This is a genomic window from Aggregatimonas sangjinii, from assembly GCF_005943945.1.
In the GTDB taxonomy this organism is placed as follows: Bacteria; Bacteroidota; Bacteroidia; order Flavobacteriales; family Flavobacteriaceae; genus Pelagihabitans; species Pelagihabitans sangjinii.
Genome location: NZ_CP040710.1, coordinates 1,859,026 through 1,873,793, shown reverse-complemented (window position 1 = coordinate 1,873,793; position 14,768 = coordinate 1,859,026). Strand labels below are relative to the sequence as shown.

Genomic DNA, 14,768 nt, shown 5'->3' with positions numbered 1-14,768 from the left:
GATATGGATCTTTTTATCTGCCTATCTTCTATCGCGTTAAAACAAATACGGAAAACTATGAAAATTGCTTTTATCATCAACGACCATGACACGGAAAAACCAAGTTACACGACCCCGGGATTAGGGTATGCGGCATATAAACGGGAGCATGAAGTATTTTTCATTGGAGTAGGGGAATTGGCCTATACCTCAGGTGGGCACATGTCTGCGCGTTGCAAAAGTATAAGCGGCAAATCTTATGACGCTCAGGAAACGTATTTCCAGGCGGTCCAGAAAGAAGAATTTCAAAGAATTAACTCCAAGGATTTAGACGTATTGTTTTTGAGAAATAATCCTGCCGATGAAATCAATGATCGGGAATGGGCGCAGAACGCCGCTTTTGTATTTGGTGAAATCGCGGAACGGGACGGGGTATTGGTATTAAATCATCCGAGCAGTCTCGCCGGAGCGGTCAATAAAATGTACTTTCAGCATTTTCCGGAAATTTTACGGCCCAAGACGGTGATTACCAGAGATCATAAGGAAATCGAGGATTTCTTTAAACAACAGAAGCAAAAGATGATTTTAAAACCCTTGCAGGGTTCGGGTGGTACGAATGTTTTTATGATGGATAAAAATAATGTGCATAACCTCTCCCAGACCATCGATGCCATCAGCCGGGACGGTTATGTTATTGCCCAAGAATATTTACCGGACGCTACTGGTGGGGATACCCGCCTCTTCTTAATGAACGGGGAGCCCTTGCAATCGGATGGTAAATATGCGATGCTGCAACGGGTGAATGCCGAGGGGGACATCCGCAGTAACGTACATGCAGGGGGTACAACGGAGGGAAAGAAAATCACCGATCAAATACTCGAACTGGCCGAAATCGTCCGTCCTAAATTGGTTCAGGACGGGATGTTCTTAGTGGGAATCGATATTGTGGGCGATAAATTAATGGAAATCAATGTATTTAGTCCAGGTGGACTAAATATGATGGGCAAAATGTACGAAGTCGACTTTGCTACCGAGGTTATTAAATCCATCGAAAAGAAAGTGAATTACAAGAAGATGTACCCGGATTATTTGTTTAATAGTAGATTGGCCACGCTCTAGTTCGAAAGCAGAAACCAAGGTAACTGTCACATTGGGTGCAGTCAAAATAACCGAGGTCAGATTACGGACTGCGCCCAAATGGACAGTTCGGCCTTTGCTAAAGTGAAATGCGCTTGTATTTTGGGTACCTTAGTTGAAAGGAAAAACGCTTTGTAAGGCCTTCATTACCGGCCAAGTGCAGTTTCCAGGTCAATAAGCCGGTCTTTTTATCGTATTCCGCATCGTTTGTCACCACATCGTCTACCTTGATATCCTTGTTTTGGGAAATAGGAATTCTATCCATTAATCTGATGTTGACGGTTTTGGCCTTGTTGTTCTTGATTTCCAAATCGTAGGTTTTGTCCAGGATACGATTGCTGCCGGTAAACGATTTGCTCTTAAAGTTCCTGTCTTGCTTTCTGGTCACCGTAATATTAGGGTCGATTCCCAAGGAAACCGTCATCTCCTTTTTGGTGGTGTAAGGGTCGATGGTCGTTTTTCCCGCATAGGTGCCTTTAAAATAAACACTGGCTTCACCGGGCAGTAAATTGTATTGCTCCCAATCAGTGAAAGTGGTTGTTAGGAACACATTTTCGTTGACAATGGGGACCGCAAGGTATTCGTATTTGGCGTTTAAGGTGAAGGTGTTGATTTCGATGGCGGTAATATCGCCATCAGAAACAATGGAATACGGCTTTTTGATGACGAATTTGGTGTTGGTAATATCGTCCTGGATAGTGCTCTTCTTGGTTGTAATCACCACGATTTCCTTTGCTCCATTATATCCATAAAGGGCATTGGCGTTTGAGCCTTTTAGTACCTTTACGGATTGTATTTCGTCCATGTCCAGATCGCCATCCACAAAACCCTCGACAATAACGCCATCCACCACATATAGTGGCAATTGTGAAGGGGAAATATAAGATTTCCCTTTTATCGATGAAGTACCTTGAATTTCTACCCCTGCGGCCCTTCCCTGTAAAAGTCGTTCAGTAGATACGGAACTCACGGACCCGGTTGTGAAGTTCCGCTTTTTAGAGCCATATCCAGTTACAACAACTTCCTCAAGGGCCGACGCATCCTCCTCCAGGCCTATGTTCATTACCGATGAGTAAATCGGGAGCACTTCAGAACGGAAACCTATGTACGATATCACCAATTCCTGCCCGTGTTGCACCTTTAGGGAATAGTGCCCATCAAAATCCGTAGTCGTACCCGTTGTAGTCCCTTTGACCAATACATTGGCTCCCGCCAAAGGAGCTCCGGATTGATCCAAAACGACCCCAGAAACTTCTTTTACAGTCGGATTGTACATATATTTCCGCTTTTTTATACTGTTAGTGCTTGTATTTTGATACCCGTTCGTAAAATTCAAATATTTCGTTCCCAAGTTGGGCTTGGCCACATTGATAGTCGGGTTTCCGGTAGAGAGGGTAACCTTTACATTGTCCCAATTCGTGCCCGTTTTTTGGTAGACATGCGCTTTGTAGGCCAAAGTCAAGGGTGAATTGATGTCTTTTGATTTGAACTCGTAGTTCGGTATCCAACCGGCATTGTCCACCTCGTACGATAAGGTCAATTCCAGGGTAGTGGTGATAGGGGCGTCGAATTTGATGGTAATCTCACCCTGTTCTTTTTCCGGGGCATTATTGGCTTCGGCCATTTGCTTTTGTACGGCTCGGATCGTAACGCCCAACGAATTGATTTCCAGATTGTTTTTGAAAATTTCATCTTTTATCGCCGTGATTCGCTCCCGGTAGTAGCTGCTTACGGCTTTTATTTTTTCCAAATCGAAGGACTGCAGCTTACTGCTTACCGCCCGATTGGTATGAATTACCTGCTCCTCTTCCTCGAGCCCGGAGATTTTATTTTTTAATAGGGCGATTTGGTTTTGTAAGCCCTCGATTTCCAATTGCAGGGCCGAGGACTCGGAGGTAGTTACCGCTTTTACTAAATAATCGATGTCAAAGGATAGCGATAAAATCGAAACCGACTGTAGGCCGGAAATCTGAATACTGCTTTCATCGATATTTGTGGAAAGTCCTGTGAAGACCATTTCCGATGTTCCCGAAGGAAGACGGCATTCGGCCGTTCTGGTGATATGGGCGCCACTTAGATATACGGTTACCGCTTTGATCGTAGACGGAATCTGGGTATCGACTGCAAATGTAAAAAGGGGTAAAGCGAAAAGCAAAAGGAGAAGTTTTTTCATCATCTTTAGTTTTAGTTGTTTAGGCAAACCTAAGTCGGGGCTTTACTATTTAAAACTAAAAATGAGGAAGAGGGTGCTTGTAGTTAGGGAAAACTACTTCTGGGGTAGTGAATCCAAAAACTTGGACTTTAACTCAGGAGTAGGGACCATACATTCTTCCCTTTTTCCATACCAGCGGTATCGATTGCGCGCAACAAAATCGTATACGATATTTCGTAACGTACTGGGAATCAAATTTAAAATCTTAGATATAGTGCGATATCCTTTCAAATGACGCCCTATCTGCAGCGCGGCATCGGATTTTGTATAATAAGCAATTCCCGGTTCGATTAAAATGATGGAATCGGTTTGTGCAGTGTCTATTCCCCGTTCCATGACAAGTTTTTGACCGATATCGCTCTGCAGTGCCGCGAATCTAAAAACATCCTTGCTGTCTCTATTGATTACAAACTGAACCGAGCTGTTGCAGAGGTTGCAAACCCCATCGAATAGAATGATTTTATATGCCTTCTGAACAACCGATTTTTCGCTCATCAACTTTACCTTTTTGTCTGTTCCACTAACTCCAACTGCTCTACGCTAACATTCGTCGTAAACATACCGTAATTAACGGTGGCCTTGCCCTTTTCCAGCTTGTCTATACTGCCCACGGCCTTACCATCGGTCATACGTACGCGATCTCCGAGTTTAAACGTTGGTCGTGGTTTGGGCTGTTTTTTTACGGCCGTCTTCTTGTTAATCTTCTTTTTTTCCCTGATCACCTTTACTTCTTGCTGTACTTCTTGGGCTACCTTTGCTTTTTTGGTACGTTCCGCTTTAGCCTGATTGGCCGTTTTCTTTTTTCGTTTACTATTCTCGGTTTCCACGATTCGGAGCAATTCAGAGACCAAAGCACGTTTTTTCTTATCCTGGAAATACTTATCAGCGGCCGTATTGACCTTATTTCCCAAGTGGATCATCCGCTGGTCATGATCGTACAATTCTTGGTAGTTTTCCAATTTGGATTTGATTTTCGCGTTCAATTTTTCCAATTTCACTGCTTCCTCCCGCGCTTTGGACTCCTCTTCCTGCAATCTAGAGCCCGTTTTGGCCATTTTGCTGCGCTCTTTCTGCAATTTGGCTATAGTGGCATCGAAACGGACTTTACCGCGTGCGATCTTTTTCTTTGCCTTATTGATCAAGGAGTAAGGGATACCATTTTTCTGTGCCACCTCGAAAGTAAACGAACTACCAGCCTCTCCCAAAACGAGTTGGAAAGTCGGTTCCAAGGTGCTGCCATCGAAAAGCATATTGGCATTCGTGGTGTGTGGCAGTTCGTCGGCCAAAGCCTTGAGATTGGCGTAATGGGTCGTTATGACTCCATATGCACCGCGTTCGTAAAATACTTCTAAGAAGGCTTCCGCCAATGCTCCGCCCAGTTCCGGATCACTTCCCGTACCGAATTCGTCGATAAGAAAAAGTGTTTCGCTATTACACTTCTTCAGAAATTGATTCATGTTCTTAAGCCGATAACTGTACGTACTCAAATGATTTTCAATGGATTGGTTGTCGCCAATATCCGTTAGGATTTTTTCAAACAGACATACCGAGCTACGCTCGTGCACGGGAATCAAAAGTCCGCTTTGCAGCATGATTTGCAGAAGTCCGATGGTTTTAAGGGTGATGCTTTTTCCGCCGGCATTGGGTCCGGAAATCACCGTAATCCGGTTTTCGGGGTGCAATTCTATCGTCTGGGGATGCGTTTTCTCATCGCGTAACCGATTGCTTAAAAGAAGTAGCGGGTGGTAGGCATCCCTTAGAAAAAGTCGCTTTTTCGTATTGATTTCGGGCATCAGGGCATCCATCTTCGCCGCATACTTTGCCTTGGCCGCCGTAATGTCCACTTGGGTCAGGAACTGCTGATAGTCTTGAAGAAGGTCTCCAAATGGCCTAATGAAATCAGTGAGCGAATGAAGTATCCGCTGTATTTCCTCCCTTTCATCGAACTCTAGATTGTTCAATTCACGACTGTAGCGTAGCGTGGCCTCGGGTTCGATATAAACGATACTTCCTGTTTTCGAATTGCCCATTATGGCACCCTTAACCTTACGCCGATACATGGCTTTCACTGCCAAAACCCGTCTGTTTTCGTAGACCGATTCCCGAATATCGTCCAAATAGTCAGAGCCGTGATAGGTATTTAGGGCCGAAGCAAAACTCTGACCTATCTTTCCCCTCACATGGTTCATTTCCCTTCGAATTCGGAACAGCTCGTCCGAGGCCTTGTCTTTCACCTCCCCAAAACGGTCTATTACGGCATCGATTTCAACAATAATCGTGGTGTTTTCCTCGATCTTCAATGTTTCGTTATACCAAAGCGGATAGTATTCCTTGAACTTTTTAAAAAACTTCTTGTGGGATACTACCGTCTTACAAATACTTGAAATTCGTTTAAAGCTAGAGACTTCCAAAGTGGTATTCTCGATTTTCAATAATCGTAATTCGGTGGTAATCGCATCGAATCCGTGATTGGGAATGCGATTTTCACTTATTAAGGAACTTTGGTATTCGGAGGTCTTCCCAAGCGCTTCCACAATTGTATCCAAATCAGGCAAGGGACCTATCTGCAAAGCGCGCTCCTTTCCCATCTCCGTATTACAATGGTCGCTAACCTGCTGTAAAACAGTTGGGAATTCAAGGTCTTGAAGGGTTTTCTTAAGGATTTTATCCATCTAACATAAAAATGATTGCAAAGGTAGCGAATAGGGCCGACCTGTAAGTAATTCACAATTCCAATGGACGCAATTCCTAATCGCTCAATTACTTAGGGATGAAATGCTGCTACTGATTTTTTGGAACCAATGCAATAAAATGGGGCCAAGACCAGTTTTATACAGACCATAATGGCGGTTTCCGGTAAGAAACTCAAACTGAATAAACCAATGAAAAAATACGTATACCGATTCTTGGTCTTAGGAATTCTCGTAAATTTTATGAGTTGTAGCACAACGCAGCAGCTAGTATTGACTACCATGGAGCCATCTCCTGTAGTCATTTCGAACAGTATCAAAAAAATTGGGATTATTGACAGAAGCGCGCACATCGCAGTGACCAAAGGAACCAACAAAATCGACCAAATATTGGCAGCGGAAGAAAAATGGCTGACCGAGAACGGTACGGATGCCGCGATTACCGGCTTATTCGACGAATTGTTGAAAGATGATCGCTTTGAAATCGTAAAACTATTGGAGAATGTGCCCGAAGACGTCCTGGCCATGGGAGCGACCCCTGATGCTATCGCTTGGTCCTCCATAACGGCATTATGCGAAACGAACGGGATCGATGCGGTTTTCTCATTGGCCTTTTATGATGCCGACACCAAGGTTTCCCTGAAAAAAACGAAAATGCAGCAAGCGGATATGATGCGTGAACTACAGGAAGTTTCGGCCCAGGAACTCACCTTGGAAACGTTCATCGAAAATGGTTGGAGGATCTATGACCCCATGAACCAACGACTTGTAGACGAAATCGTTTTTAACGACCAAATAATCTCAAAAGGAACAGGGGTAAATCCTGTATTGGCCTACAGGGCAATCGGAGACCGTAAAGAAACCATGCTTAAGAGTAGCAGAAATACCGGAAGCACGTACGGCCAACGGTTGTTGCCTTCTGAGAACTCCGTGTCCAGGGAGTACTTTGTAAAAGGAAGTGAGAAAATGGTTTACGCTGCCGAAAAGGCCTCTGCGGGTAATTGGCAGGAAGCGAGTGCCTTGTGGAACGAGGAGACCGAAAATCCTAACGCGAAAGTACGGAGTAGGGCCTACCACAATCTAGCCGTGGCCCATGAGCGCATGGAGGAATTGGAAAATGCACTGTCCCTAGAGACCAAGGCTTACGAGATTCAAGATGACAAGCTATATTTGAACTATATAGATACCCTTCAAAAACGGATCGCCGATCAGTCGTTGTTACAACAACAAATGGTAGCACTGGAATTTTCCAAATAAACCTAGAACGTACCGATACATCGGTATTTTAACGGGTTTGTTCGGTCACCTCAAAAAGCATATTTTTATCGCAATAACAAGAAGCGAATTGCGATGAACGTTACCATAGATGAGAGTTGGAAATCCCAGCTCTCTCCAGAATTCCAAAAGGATTATTTCACTGAATTGACCGATTTTGTACGGTCGGAATACCGCCAGCATACCTGCTACCCAAAAGGCCAGGATATTTTCTCGGCTTTCGATCATTGCCACTTCGATGCCACAAAGGTCGTCATATTGGGCCAAGACCCTTACCATGGACCTGGGCAAGCGAACGGACTCTGTTTTTCGGTTATGGAGGGAATTGCGCATCCGCCTTCCTTGGTCAATATTTTCAGGGAAATCGAGACCGATCTGGGAGTGCCTTACCCGAAAAGCGGAAATTTGCAGCGATGGGCAGATCAAGGTGTACTACTGCTAAACGCTACCCTGACAGTACGCGCACATGAGGCGGGTAGCCATCAGAAGAAGGGATGGGAGCAGTTTACCGATGCGGTGATCAAGCGACTATCGCAAGAACGGAAAGGACTGATTTTCCTGCTCTGGGGCGGTTTTGCAAAGAAAAAAGCAAGTTTGATCGATTCTGAAAAACATCATATCCTCACCTCAGGTCATCCATCGCCATTAAGTGCCAATCGTGGATATTGGTTTGGCAATAAGCATTTTAGTAAAACCAATGAATTGCTACTTCAACGAAATTTAGTGCCAATCAACTGGTAAGGAGTAGTCCATCTAGATTTTTGCCTTTATTTTATGGGAAAATACTTACTTCATGGAAGTCTTAAGCCCTAAAACAAAAGCATTGAAACCCAAACCCCCCGCCCTACAATCTATCTTGCTGGTAGATGACGACCACTCTAATAATTTTCTAAACAAAATATTCATTAACCAACTAAATTTGGACGTTACTGTCGATATTGCATTGAATGGAGAGGAGGCCCTGGCTCACATCTCCGACAAGGTGACTACGCCCTGTTTGGTGATTTTAGACCTGCAAATGCCGGTAATGGATGGTTGGGAATTTCTGGAAGCCTTTCATCAAAGCGTACCAAAGAAAATAAAGGATTTAATTACTATCGTGGTAATCAGCGTCAGTGGTGAAAAGGCAGATGTTTCCAAGGCTAGAAAGAATCCGTACGTAAAACATTTTATACAAAAACCCGTATCGGACCTCAAGTTCAGAAGACTTATTCAAAAGTACTTTTAGGAACATATCCTATTATCGAATAGGTCCTGCGCTCGGCCTATCGCCAACTATACCAAAATCGCATCCGGACCCAAAAGGGTATCGATCAAATCAAGTTTCATTAGGGTCTCCTGTATCTCACGAACTGTTTTTGAAGCGATTTGGCTTTGGCTCCACCGTGTCATCGATAGCCACTCTTGAATATCGGTCAATTGTTGCCTGTAACGATTGGCCAAGGTTCTGTCGATACTGGGAATGGTCTTGAACTCCCCGGTATACAGATTAATAATTTCTAAAAGGTGCTGTAAAACATTGTTCTCTTCTGCAATGAACTTCTCGGTAGCGGCGATAACGAAACATGGCCATGGGGTAGGGCAGTCGCCCAATCTTCTAAAGGTTCCGTTATCGACCAAGGGTTTCGTGGTAAAGTGCTCCCACATAAAATAGTCGGCCTGGCCTTTCGTGAGTGCTTCAATCGCCCCGTCGAGGTGATGCACGATTTCAAATTGCAATGAACCGGTATCCCAAGACTGATTTTGGGCGTTTACATAAGCCATAAGGTGACTTCCGCTACCGAAACGACTAATTGCGGCTTTAGTGTCCTTAAGTTCCTTTAAGGCCTTGTAATCGCTATTCGAGGCCACATGAATGCCCCATTGCAAAGGTGTACCAATAAATTCTTGAACGATTTTAGAGGGATTTCCCGCTGTAATACTCTTTATAAGACCCTCCGTGAGGATTATTGCTACATCTGTTGCGTTATCTTGGAGCATTTGGCACATCCGGCCAGTACCTTCGGGGATATCGGTCCATTGCAAGTTAATACCCTTTTCTTCAAAGGCACCTTCTTCGATGGCCAAATGCCATGGTAGGTTAAAATGCTCCGGCACCCCGATTATTCGTACTGTTTTCATGCTACAAGTCGTTCTAATACGTATTCGATCAATTCATTTACGGATTGCCGCGGAGTTGCACTAAAGGTCTCCGTACTTCTGTTCGCCAAGATACAGTTCATAGATATGGCACGGTGGCCCAACAATTTGGCCAAGGCATAAATTCCGGCAGTTTCCATTTCGAGGTTGGTCACTTTCATTGTTTGGTACTGGAATTTCATCAATTTTTCATTAAGACCCGGATCTTGGGATTGCAATCTTAAATTTCTTCCTTGTGGTCCGTAAAATCCTGAATTTGTTGCGGTTGTTCCGAATCGTATACGATTTGAGTCCATTAATTTTAAGAGGGTTTCATCGCATTTTACCAAATAGGGGAGTGCTTTTTTAACGTCCCATCCCGTTTGCGCTACAAAGGCTTCGATAAAATTATCGTCAGTCGTTATTTGATGTTGGTAAAAGTGCAATAGGCCATCTAGGCCAAGCGCGAATTCGCTGGTCAAAAAGGAATCGACTTTTATCTCAGGTTGAATAGCACCGGAAGTTCCGATGCGCACAAGGTCGAGCTGTGTAAAATCAGATTTTACCTTTTTTGAATTAAAATCGATATTGACCAAGGCGTCCAATTCATTTAGAACGATATCGATATTGTCCGTTCCAATTCCCGTTGATATGACCGATAATCGCTTCCCATTCAATATGCCCGTATGGGTATGGAACTCCCGTTTTCCCTTTTTGACGGTAAGGGTATCGAAGTATTTGGAAACATCATGCACCCGATCAGGGTCGCCAACGGTAATGATGGTGGTAGCGATGTCCGAAGGAAGAAGGTTTAAATGGTATATACTGCCATCGGCATTGAGAATAAGCTCGGAAGAACCTAATGCCATGCTAGAGCTTAAGAATTCTACTATTGTCGGTATTGTAGAGGTAATTGTATTTAAGGGAACCACCAAGATATACTTCACTATCCCGCATATGGGAATAATAACTTGTTTTGCCCTCTAATATTTGTTTGCCTTTTCTGGAAAGCCGTACCGGGTTGAACCCGCTGAACAATGGCTTTAACCGACCGATAGCCCTTTCATACTGGGAATCTCCGAAACCTAGGGAGCCTTGATTTTGCAAAAGTGTCGATAGGAACTTCTTCTTGTTCGAGGGTTTTTTCTCCAAAGCTTGCCGAAGAATATTGTTCTCCATGTCGTTCAGTCCATTTTTAATGGAAGGAAAACGGTGCAAGTGATCATCAATGGCCTGGGATAGATAATCAAAACGGTAATTTTCGAAATCGGAAAGATTTTCTAAACGGATGGGGTTGTCACTACAGTACAGTTGCCAAACGTAATCGGCATATTCAATGTCGTCTTGTTTTAATATGGTCTTGTTCTCGTACAATTCCAGTAGCTTTTCATCGGTCAGCTCGTTTAGGGCATACATTTTATCCGTCTCATCTTCCTTACCACTGCAAACCAAGGATATCTGCGCATATTTGCGATGGGTTTTCAGCCAACTCAATACCGCAATCATATTCACTTGACAAAAAAGATCGTATTCAAACCAAAGAACTATCTCGTCCTGCTGCTTGTGGTTGCAGAGTGAACGGTATTCCTTAAGGGTCTTTTCAATAAAAATTGATTTGGAGACCTTATAATTTTTGTGAAGAAAGTCAAATCGTGTTTTCCAAAAAGATTCACTACCGACGTTGGTCAGTGTTTTTCCCTCGCACAACATCTCGCGCCATGTAATGATATCGCCCTTAATTTTGAGGGAATTCAGCCTTTCGGTAAAGCTGTCTCCATTGGTAATGTGTAGTAGGGAGCTCATATTAGCGTGTCGGGTTTTCGATTAACTAAAAATAGTATTTAATAGAAAGCAATGAAAAAAATTAACAGAAAAAATTAATAAGTTTTAAACAAAACGTTTTGTGTCGTGCTTTGTGCTCGGGAGTAACGATACTAGCCACCGACCCGTTTTACCTGAAACCCCTTATTTTTAAGAAGTTGCATGATTTTATCTCGAGAATCCCCTTGAATGATTATTTTGTTTTGTTTAACCGTTCCCCCTACACTGAGTTTGGTCTTTAATTCCTTTGCCAGGGTTTTCAAGTCGGTGTCCGATCCGTTATACCCTTCCAGAATGGTGATGGGTTTGCCCTTGCGCTTCTCGTATTTACAGATAATCGGATCGTCCTGCATCCAAATATCGCTTTCGGGCTTTTCGGGCGTGGTCTCTTCCGGAACATGTTCTGGAAACAGATTTTTAAGTTGGTCCTCCAAACTCATATTACTCTTTTATCAATCCTAACTCCAATAATCGTTCGTGCAGGAATTCTCCGGCAGTAATATCTTTGAACGCCTTCGGATGTTCGTCATCGATGCATTCTTCCAAACAATTCAAAGGCATTTCACTTACCGGGTGCATGAAAAATGGGATGGAATAACGGGAGGACCCCCAAAGTTCCCGTGGTGGGTTTACCACTTTGTGGATCGTAGATTTCAGCTTATTGTTCGTTAACCTGGAAAGCATATCGCCGACATTGATCATCAATTGATCGGGACGGGCGATGGCATCAATCCATTCGCCCTTATGATTTTGCACCTGTAGACCACGGCCTTGGGCACCCATGAGCAGCGTAATCAAGTTAATATCGCCATGGGCCGCGGCACGCTCGGCATTTTTGGGTTCTTCAGTAATCGGGGGATAGTGTATGGGGCGTAGGATGGAATTACCGTTCTTGATATAGTCGTCAAAATAGGTTTCCTGCAAACCAAGGTGTAGGGCGAGCGCCCTTAAAACATGTTTGGCCGTTTTTTCCAACATTCGAAAGGTCTCCTTTCCTACCTCGTTAAAGGCTGGCAATTCCTTTACGATTACATTGTCAGGGTATTCGGCTTCCAGTTTTGGATTGTCTTCAACATACTGTCCAAAGTGCCAGAATTCCTTGAGGTCACCGACTTTCCGGCCTTTAGCGTGTTCTTTTCCGAAGGAGGTATAGCCACGTTGGCCGCCGATTCCCTCGATTTCATAGGAATCTTTAACTTCTTGGGGCAATTCAAAAAACTTCTTGATTTCGGCATAGAGCTTATCGACTAATTCCTCGGAAAGAAAGTGTCCGCTTAACGCCACAAAGCCAATATCCCCAAAAGCCTTACCGATATCAGCGATAAATTGTTGTTTCCGTTCATTATCCCCCGAAATGAAATCCTGTAGATCTACGCTAGGTATCCCGCTCATGGCCTCTGATTTAAGTTTAGACGAAGTTAATAAAATCGGTAAGGAATACAATTATACTTTTTGATTGCGTTTTTGTTACATTTATCGCTTGAAATGGGATTACTTAGGATTAATGTAACATGAACTACCAAAATAGGGGCGTTTCGGAAGAAATGCAATTGCAGTTGTACCGGAATATGCTGAAGCCGCGAATGATCGAGGAAAAAATGCTTATTCTCCTACGTCAGGGAAAAATCTCAAAATGGTTCAGCGGTATCGGGCAGGAAGCGATTTCGGTAGGAGTAACGGCCGCTTTGGACGCGGAGGAGTACGTGCTGCCCATGCACCGTAACCTAGGCGTATTTACGAGTCGCAACATACCCTTGCATCGCCTGTTTTCCCAATGGCAGGGTAAAGCCAACGGATTTACGAACGGTCGCGATCGTAGTTTTCACTTTGGTACCCAAGAGTATAAAATCGTGGGAATGATTTCCCATTTAGGCCCGCAGTTGGGCGTAGCTACTGGTATCGCCCTGGCCAACGTGCTCAGAGGCGAAAAAAAGGTGACCGCTGTATTTACCGGGGAAGGCGGTACGAGCGAAGGCGATTTTCACGAGGCGCTCAACATCGCATCGGTTTGGCAACTTCCGGTGCTTTTTTGCATTGAGAATAACGGTTACGGACTTTCCACCCCTACCAATCAGCAATACCATTGTCAACATTTGGTGGATAAGGGAGTGGGTTACGGGATGGAATCCCATATGGTTGATGGAAATAATATTCTTGAAGTCTACACCTTATTGAAAAGGTTAACAGAGAGTGTACGTAAAAAACCCCGACCGATTTTATTGGAATTCAAGACCTTTCGAATGCGGGGACACGAAGAAGCGAGCGGCACAAAATACGTGCCTCAGGAATTGATGGACAAGTGGACGCAGAAAGATCCGATTGCGAATTATGAAGCGTTTCTATTGGAACAGGATGTGCTGACCACAGCCAAAATCGAAGCATTAAAAGATGAAATCACTACCGAAATCGATGCCGATTTAAAGTTGTCCTTTGAGGAGCCAGCGGTAGAATTGAACGAAAGTAAAGAATTAGAAGAAGTTTACAAGTCGTTTAACTATGAGGAAGTTAAGCCATCCATAGAAACTAAAAATATTCGTTTGGTCGATGCAATATCCGAAGGCTTAAGACTAGCCATGGAAAAGTACGATGAGCTCGTTATTATGGGGCAGGACGTCGCCGATTATGGGGGTGTCTTTAAAATCACCGACGGTTTTATGGAAGCTTTTGGCCCGGAAAGGATTCGCAATACGCCTATATGTGAGTCCGCTGTCGTTGCAGCGGCAATGGGGCTCTCCATCAACGGGATGAAAGCGGTCGTGGAAATGCAGTTTGCCGACTTTGTGAGCAGTGGTTTTAATCCTGTGGTGAATTATTTGGCCAAAAGCCATTACCGTTGGGGCGAGCATGCCGATGTGGTCATTCGAATGCCTTGCGGGGGAGACGTAGGCGCCGGGCCATTTCACTCCCAGACAAATGAGGCTTGGTTTACGAAGACCCCTGGGCTAAAGGTGGTATATCCTGCTTTTCCTTATGACGCAAAAGGACTATTGGCTACCGCTATCGAAGACCCCAATCCGGTGCTATTCTTCGAGCACAAAGCCCTGTACAGAAGTGTTTACCAAGATGTTCCAACGGATTACTACACCCTGCCATTCGGTCGTGCGGCGTTACTTCGGGAAGGAAACGACATTACGATCGTGTCCTACGGCGCAGGAGTGCATTGGGCCTTGGATACCTTAAAAGCGCATTCCGAAATCAAAACGGACCTTATCGATTTGCGGACTTTGCAGCCATTGGACATCGAGACGGTGTACACATCGGTCAGAAAGACCGGAAAGTTGATTATTTTACAAGAGGACAGCCTCTTTGGGGGCATTGCCAGTGACATTTCCGCCCTTGTTATGGAAAACTGTTTCGAGCATTTGGATGCACCCGTAAAACGCGTAGCCAGCTTGGAAACCCCAATACCGTTTGCCAAAAAGTTGGAAGATAATTATTTGCCCAAAAGGCGTTTTGAAGGAGCACTGCTTGACTTATTGGCCTATTAAACTCCTTTTACATTGCGATGAAGTGCCTTGATCAATAAAATTCCGAAA

At 44.2% G+C, this 14,768-nt stretch carries 13 protein-coding genes; 5 read left to right on the top strand and 8 right to left on the bottom strand.

Annotated elements, in window-relative coordinates:
• Positions 1-57: 57 nt before the first annotated feature.
• Positions 58-1,098 (top strand): glutathione synthetase, encoded by a 1,041-nt coding sequence (locus FGM00_RS07690; RefSeq protein ID WP_138852333.1) that lies wholly within the window; start codon positions 58-60, stop codon positions 1,096-1,098.
• A gap of 97 nt (positions 1,099-1,195) precedes the next feature.
• On the opposite strand, the gene FGM00_RS07685 is transcribed toward FGM00_RS07690, so the two are convergent.
• The 3 genes from FGM00_RS07685 to FGM00_RS07675 all read right to left on the bottom strand — a co-directional run bounded on the left by FGM00_RS07685 (position 1,196) and on the right by FGM00_RS07675 (position 6,000).
• Positions 1,196-3,292, bottom strand: a complete 2,097-nt coding sequence (locus tag FGM00_RS07685; protein ID WP_236262969.1) for a DUF4139 domain-containing protein — start codon at positions 3,290-3,292, stop codon at positions 1,196-1,198.
• Between the two features lie 90 nt (positions 3,293-3,382).
• Complete coding sequence (locus tag FGM00_RS07680; protein WP_138852332.1) at positions 3,383-3,823, bottom strand: thiol-disulfide oxidoreductase DCC family protein; 441 nt, start codon at positions 3,821-3,823, stop codon at positions 3,383-3,385.
• A gap of 5 nt (positions 3,824-3,828) precedes the next feature.
• Positions 3,829-6,000 (bottom strand): endonuclease MutS2, encoded by a 2,172-nt coding sequence (locus FGM00_RS07675; protein ID WP_138852331.1) that lies wholly within the window; start codon positions 5,998-6,000, stop codon positions 3,829-3,831.
• Positions 6,001-6,210: 210 nt separating this feature from the next.
• On the opposite strand from FGM00_RS07675, the gene FGM00_RS07670 reads away from it, so the two are divergent.
• The 3 genes from FGM00_RS07670 (at position 6,211) to FGM00_RS07660 (ending at position 8,521) form a co-directional block, all read left to right on the top strand.
• Positions 6,211-7,275 (top strand): DUF6340 family protein, encoded by a 1,065-nt coding sequence (locus FGM00_RS07670; protein WP_138852330.1) that lies wholly within the window; start codon positions 6,211-6,213, stop codon positions 7,273-7,275.
• A gap of 93 nt (positions 7,276-7,368) precedes the next feature.
• Positions 7,369-8,034, top strand: coding sequence for a uracil-DNA glycosylase (locus tag FGM00_RS07665; protein WP_138852329.1), 666 nt, complete (start codon positions 7,369-7,371; stop codon positions 8,032-8,034).
• Between the two features lie 82 nt (positions 8,035-8,116).
• Entirely contained in the window at positions 8,117-8,521 is a 405-nt protein-coding gene (locus FGM00_RS07660) for a response regulator (RefSeq protein ID WP_175416204.1), read from the top strand.
• A gap of 47 nt (positions 8,522-8,568) precedes the next feature.
• Here the strand turns inward: FGM00_RS07660 and FGM00_RS07655 are convergent, their stop codons facing one another.
• The 5 genes from FGM00_RS07655 to FGM00_RS07635 form a co-directional block, all read right to left on the bottom strand.
• Positions 8,569-9,414: a substrate-binding domain-containing protein gene (locus FGM00_RS07655; protein ID WP_138852327.1), complete on the bottom strand. Its 846-nt coding sequence runs from the start codon at positions 9,412-9,414 to the stop codon at positions 8,569-8,571.
• Positions 9,411-10,280 carry a nucleoside phosphorylase gene (locus FGM00_RS07650; protein WP_138852326.1) on the bottom strand — a complete coding sequence of 290 codons (870 nt, stop codon included), beginning with the start codon at positions 10,278-10,280 and terminating at the stop codon, positions 9,411-9,413. The genes FGM00_RS07655 and FGM00_RS07650 overlap by 4 nt, the downstream gene beginning before the upstream one ends.
• 1 nt (position 10,281) lies before the next feature.
• Entirely contained in the window at positions 10,282-11,214 is a 933-nt protein-coding gene (locus tag FGM00_RS07645) for a DUF1835 domain-containing protein (RefSeq protein ID WP_138852325.1), read from the bottom strand.
• Between the two features lie 131 nt (positions 11,215-11,345).
• Positions 11,346-11,672 carry a translation initiation factor gene (locus FGM00_RS07640; protein ID WP_138852324.1) on the bottom strand — a complete coding sequence of 109 codons (327 nt, stop codon included), beginning with the start codon at positions 11,670-11,672 and terminating at the stop codon, positions 11,346-11,348.
• A gap of 1 nt (position 11,673) precedes the next feature.
• A complete protein-coding gene (locus tag FGM00_RS07635) occupies positions 11,674-12,624 on the bottom strand; it encodes an isopenicillin N synthase family dioxygenase (protein WP_138852323.1) in 951 nt (316 codons plus the stop codon).
• Between the two features lie 119 nt (positions 12,625-12,743).
• Here FGM00_RS07635 and FGM00_RS07630 point away from each other — a divergent pair, with 119 nt between their 5' ends.
• On the top strand, positions 12,744-14,720 hold the full coding sequence (locus FGM00_RS07630) for an alpha-ketoacid dehydrogenase subunit alpha/beta (protein ID WP_138852322.1): 1,977 nt from the start codon (positions 12,744-12,746) through the stop codon (positions 14,718-14,720).
• Positions 14,721-14,768 lie beyond the last annotated feature (48 nt).

Excerpts from the sequence above, each read along its gene's own strand:
- FGM00_RS07690 (WP_138852333.1), top strand. The coding sequence starts at position 58 with ATGAAAATTGCTTTTATCATCAACGACCATGACACGGAAAAACCAAGT.
- FGM00_RS07685 (WP_236262969.1), bottom strand. The coding sequence starts at position 3,292 with ATGATGAAAAAACTTCTCCTTTTGCTTTTCGCTTTACCCCTTTTTACA.
- FGM00_RS07680 (WP_138852332.1), bottom strand. The coding sequence starts at position 3,823 with ATGAGCGAAAAATCGGTTGTTCAGAAGGCATATAAAATCATTCTATTC.
- FGM00_RS07675 (WP_138852331.1), bottom strand. The coding sequence starts at position 6,000 with ATGGATAAAATCCTTAAGAAAACCCTTCAAGACCTTGAATTCCCAACT.
- FGM00_RS07670 (WP_138852330.1), top strand. The coding sequence starts at position 6,211 with ATGAAAAAATACGTATACCGATTCTTGGTCTTAGGAATTCTCGTAAAT.
- FGM00_RS07665 (WP_138852329.1), top strand. The coding sequence starts at position 7,369 with ATGAACGTTACCATAGATGAGAGTTGGAAATCCCAGCTCTCTCCAGAA.
- FGM00_RS07655 (WP_138852327.1), bottom strand. The coding sequence starts at position 9,414 with ATGAAAACAGTACGAATAATCGGGGTGCCGGAGCATTTTAACCTACCA.
- FGM00_RS07650 (WP_138852326.1), bottom strand. The coding sequence starts at position 10,280 with ATGGCATTAGGTTCTTCCGAGCTTATTCTCAATGCCGATGGCAGTATA.
- FGM00_RS07645 (WP_138852325.1), bottom strand. The coding sequence starts at position 11,214 with ATGAGCTCCCTACTACACATTACCAATGGAGACAGCTTTACCGAAAGG.
- FGM00_RS07640 (WP_138852324.1), bottom strand. The coding sequence starts at position 11,672 with ATGAGTTTGGAGGACCAACTTAAAAATCTGTTTCCAGAACATGTTCCG.
- FGM00_RS07635 (WP_138852323.1), bottom strand. The coding sequence starts at position 12,624 with ATGAGCGGGATACCTAGCGTAGATCTACAGGATTTCATTTCGGGGGAT.
- FGM00_RS07630 (WP_138852322.1), top strand. The coding sequence starts at position 12,744 with ATGAACTACCAAAATAGGGGCGTTTCGGAAGAAATGCAATTGCAGTTG.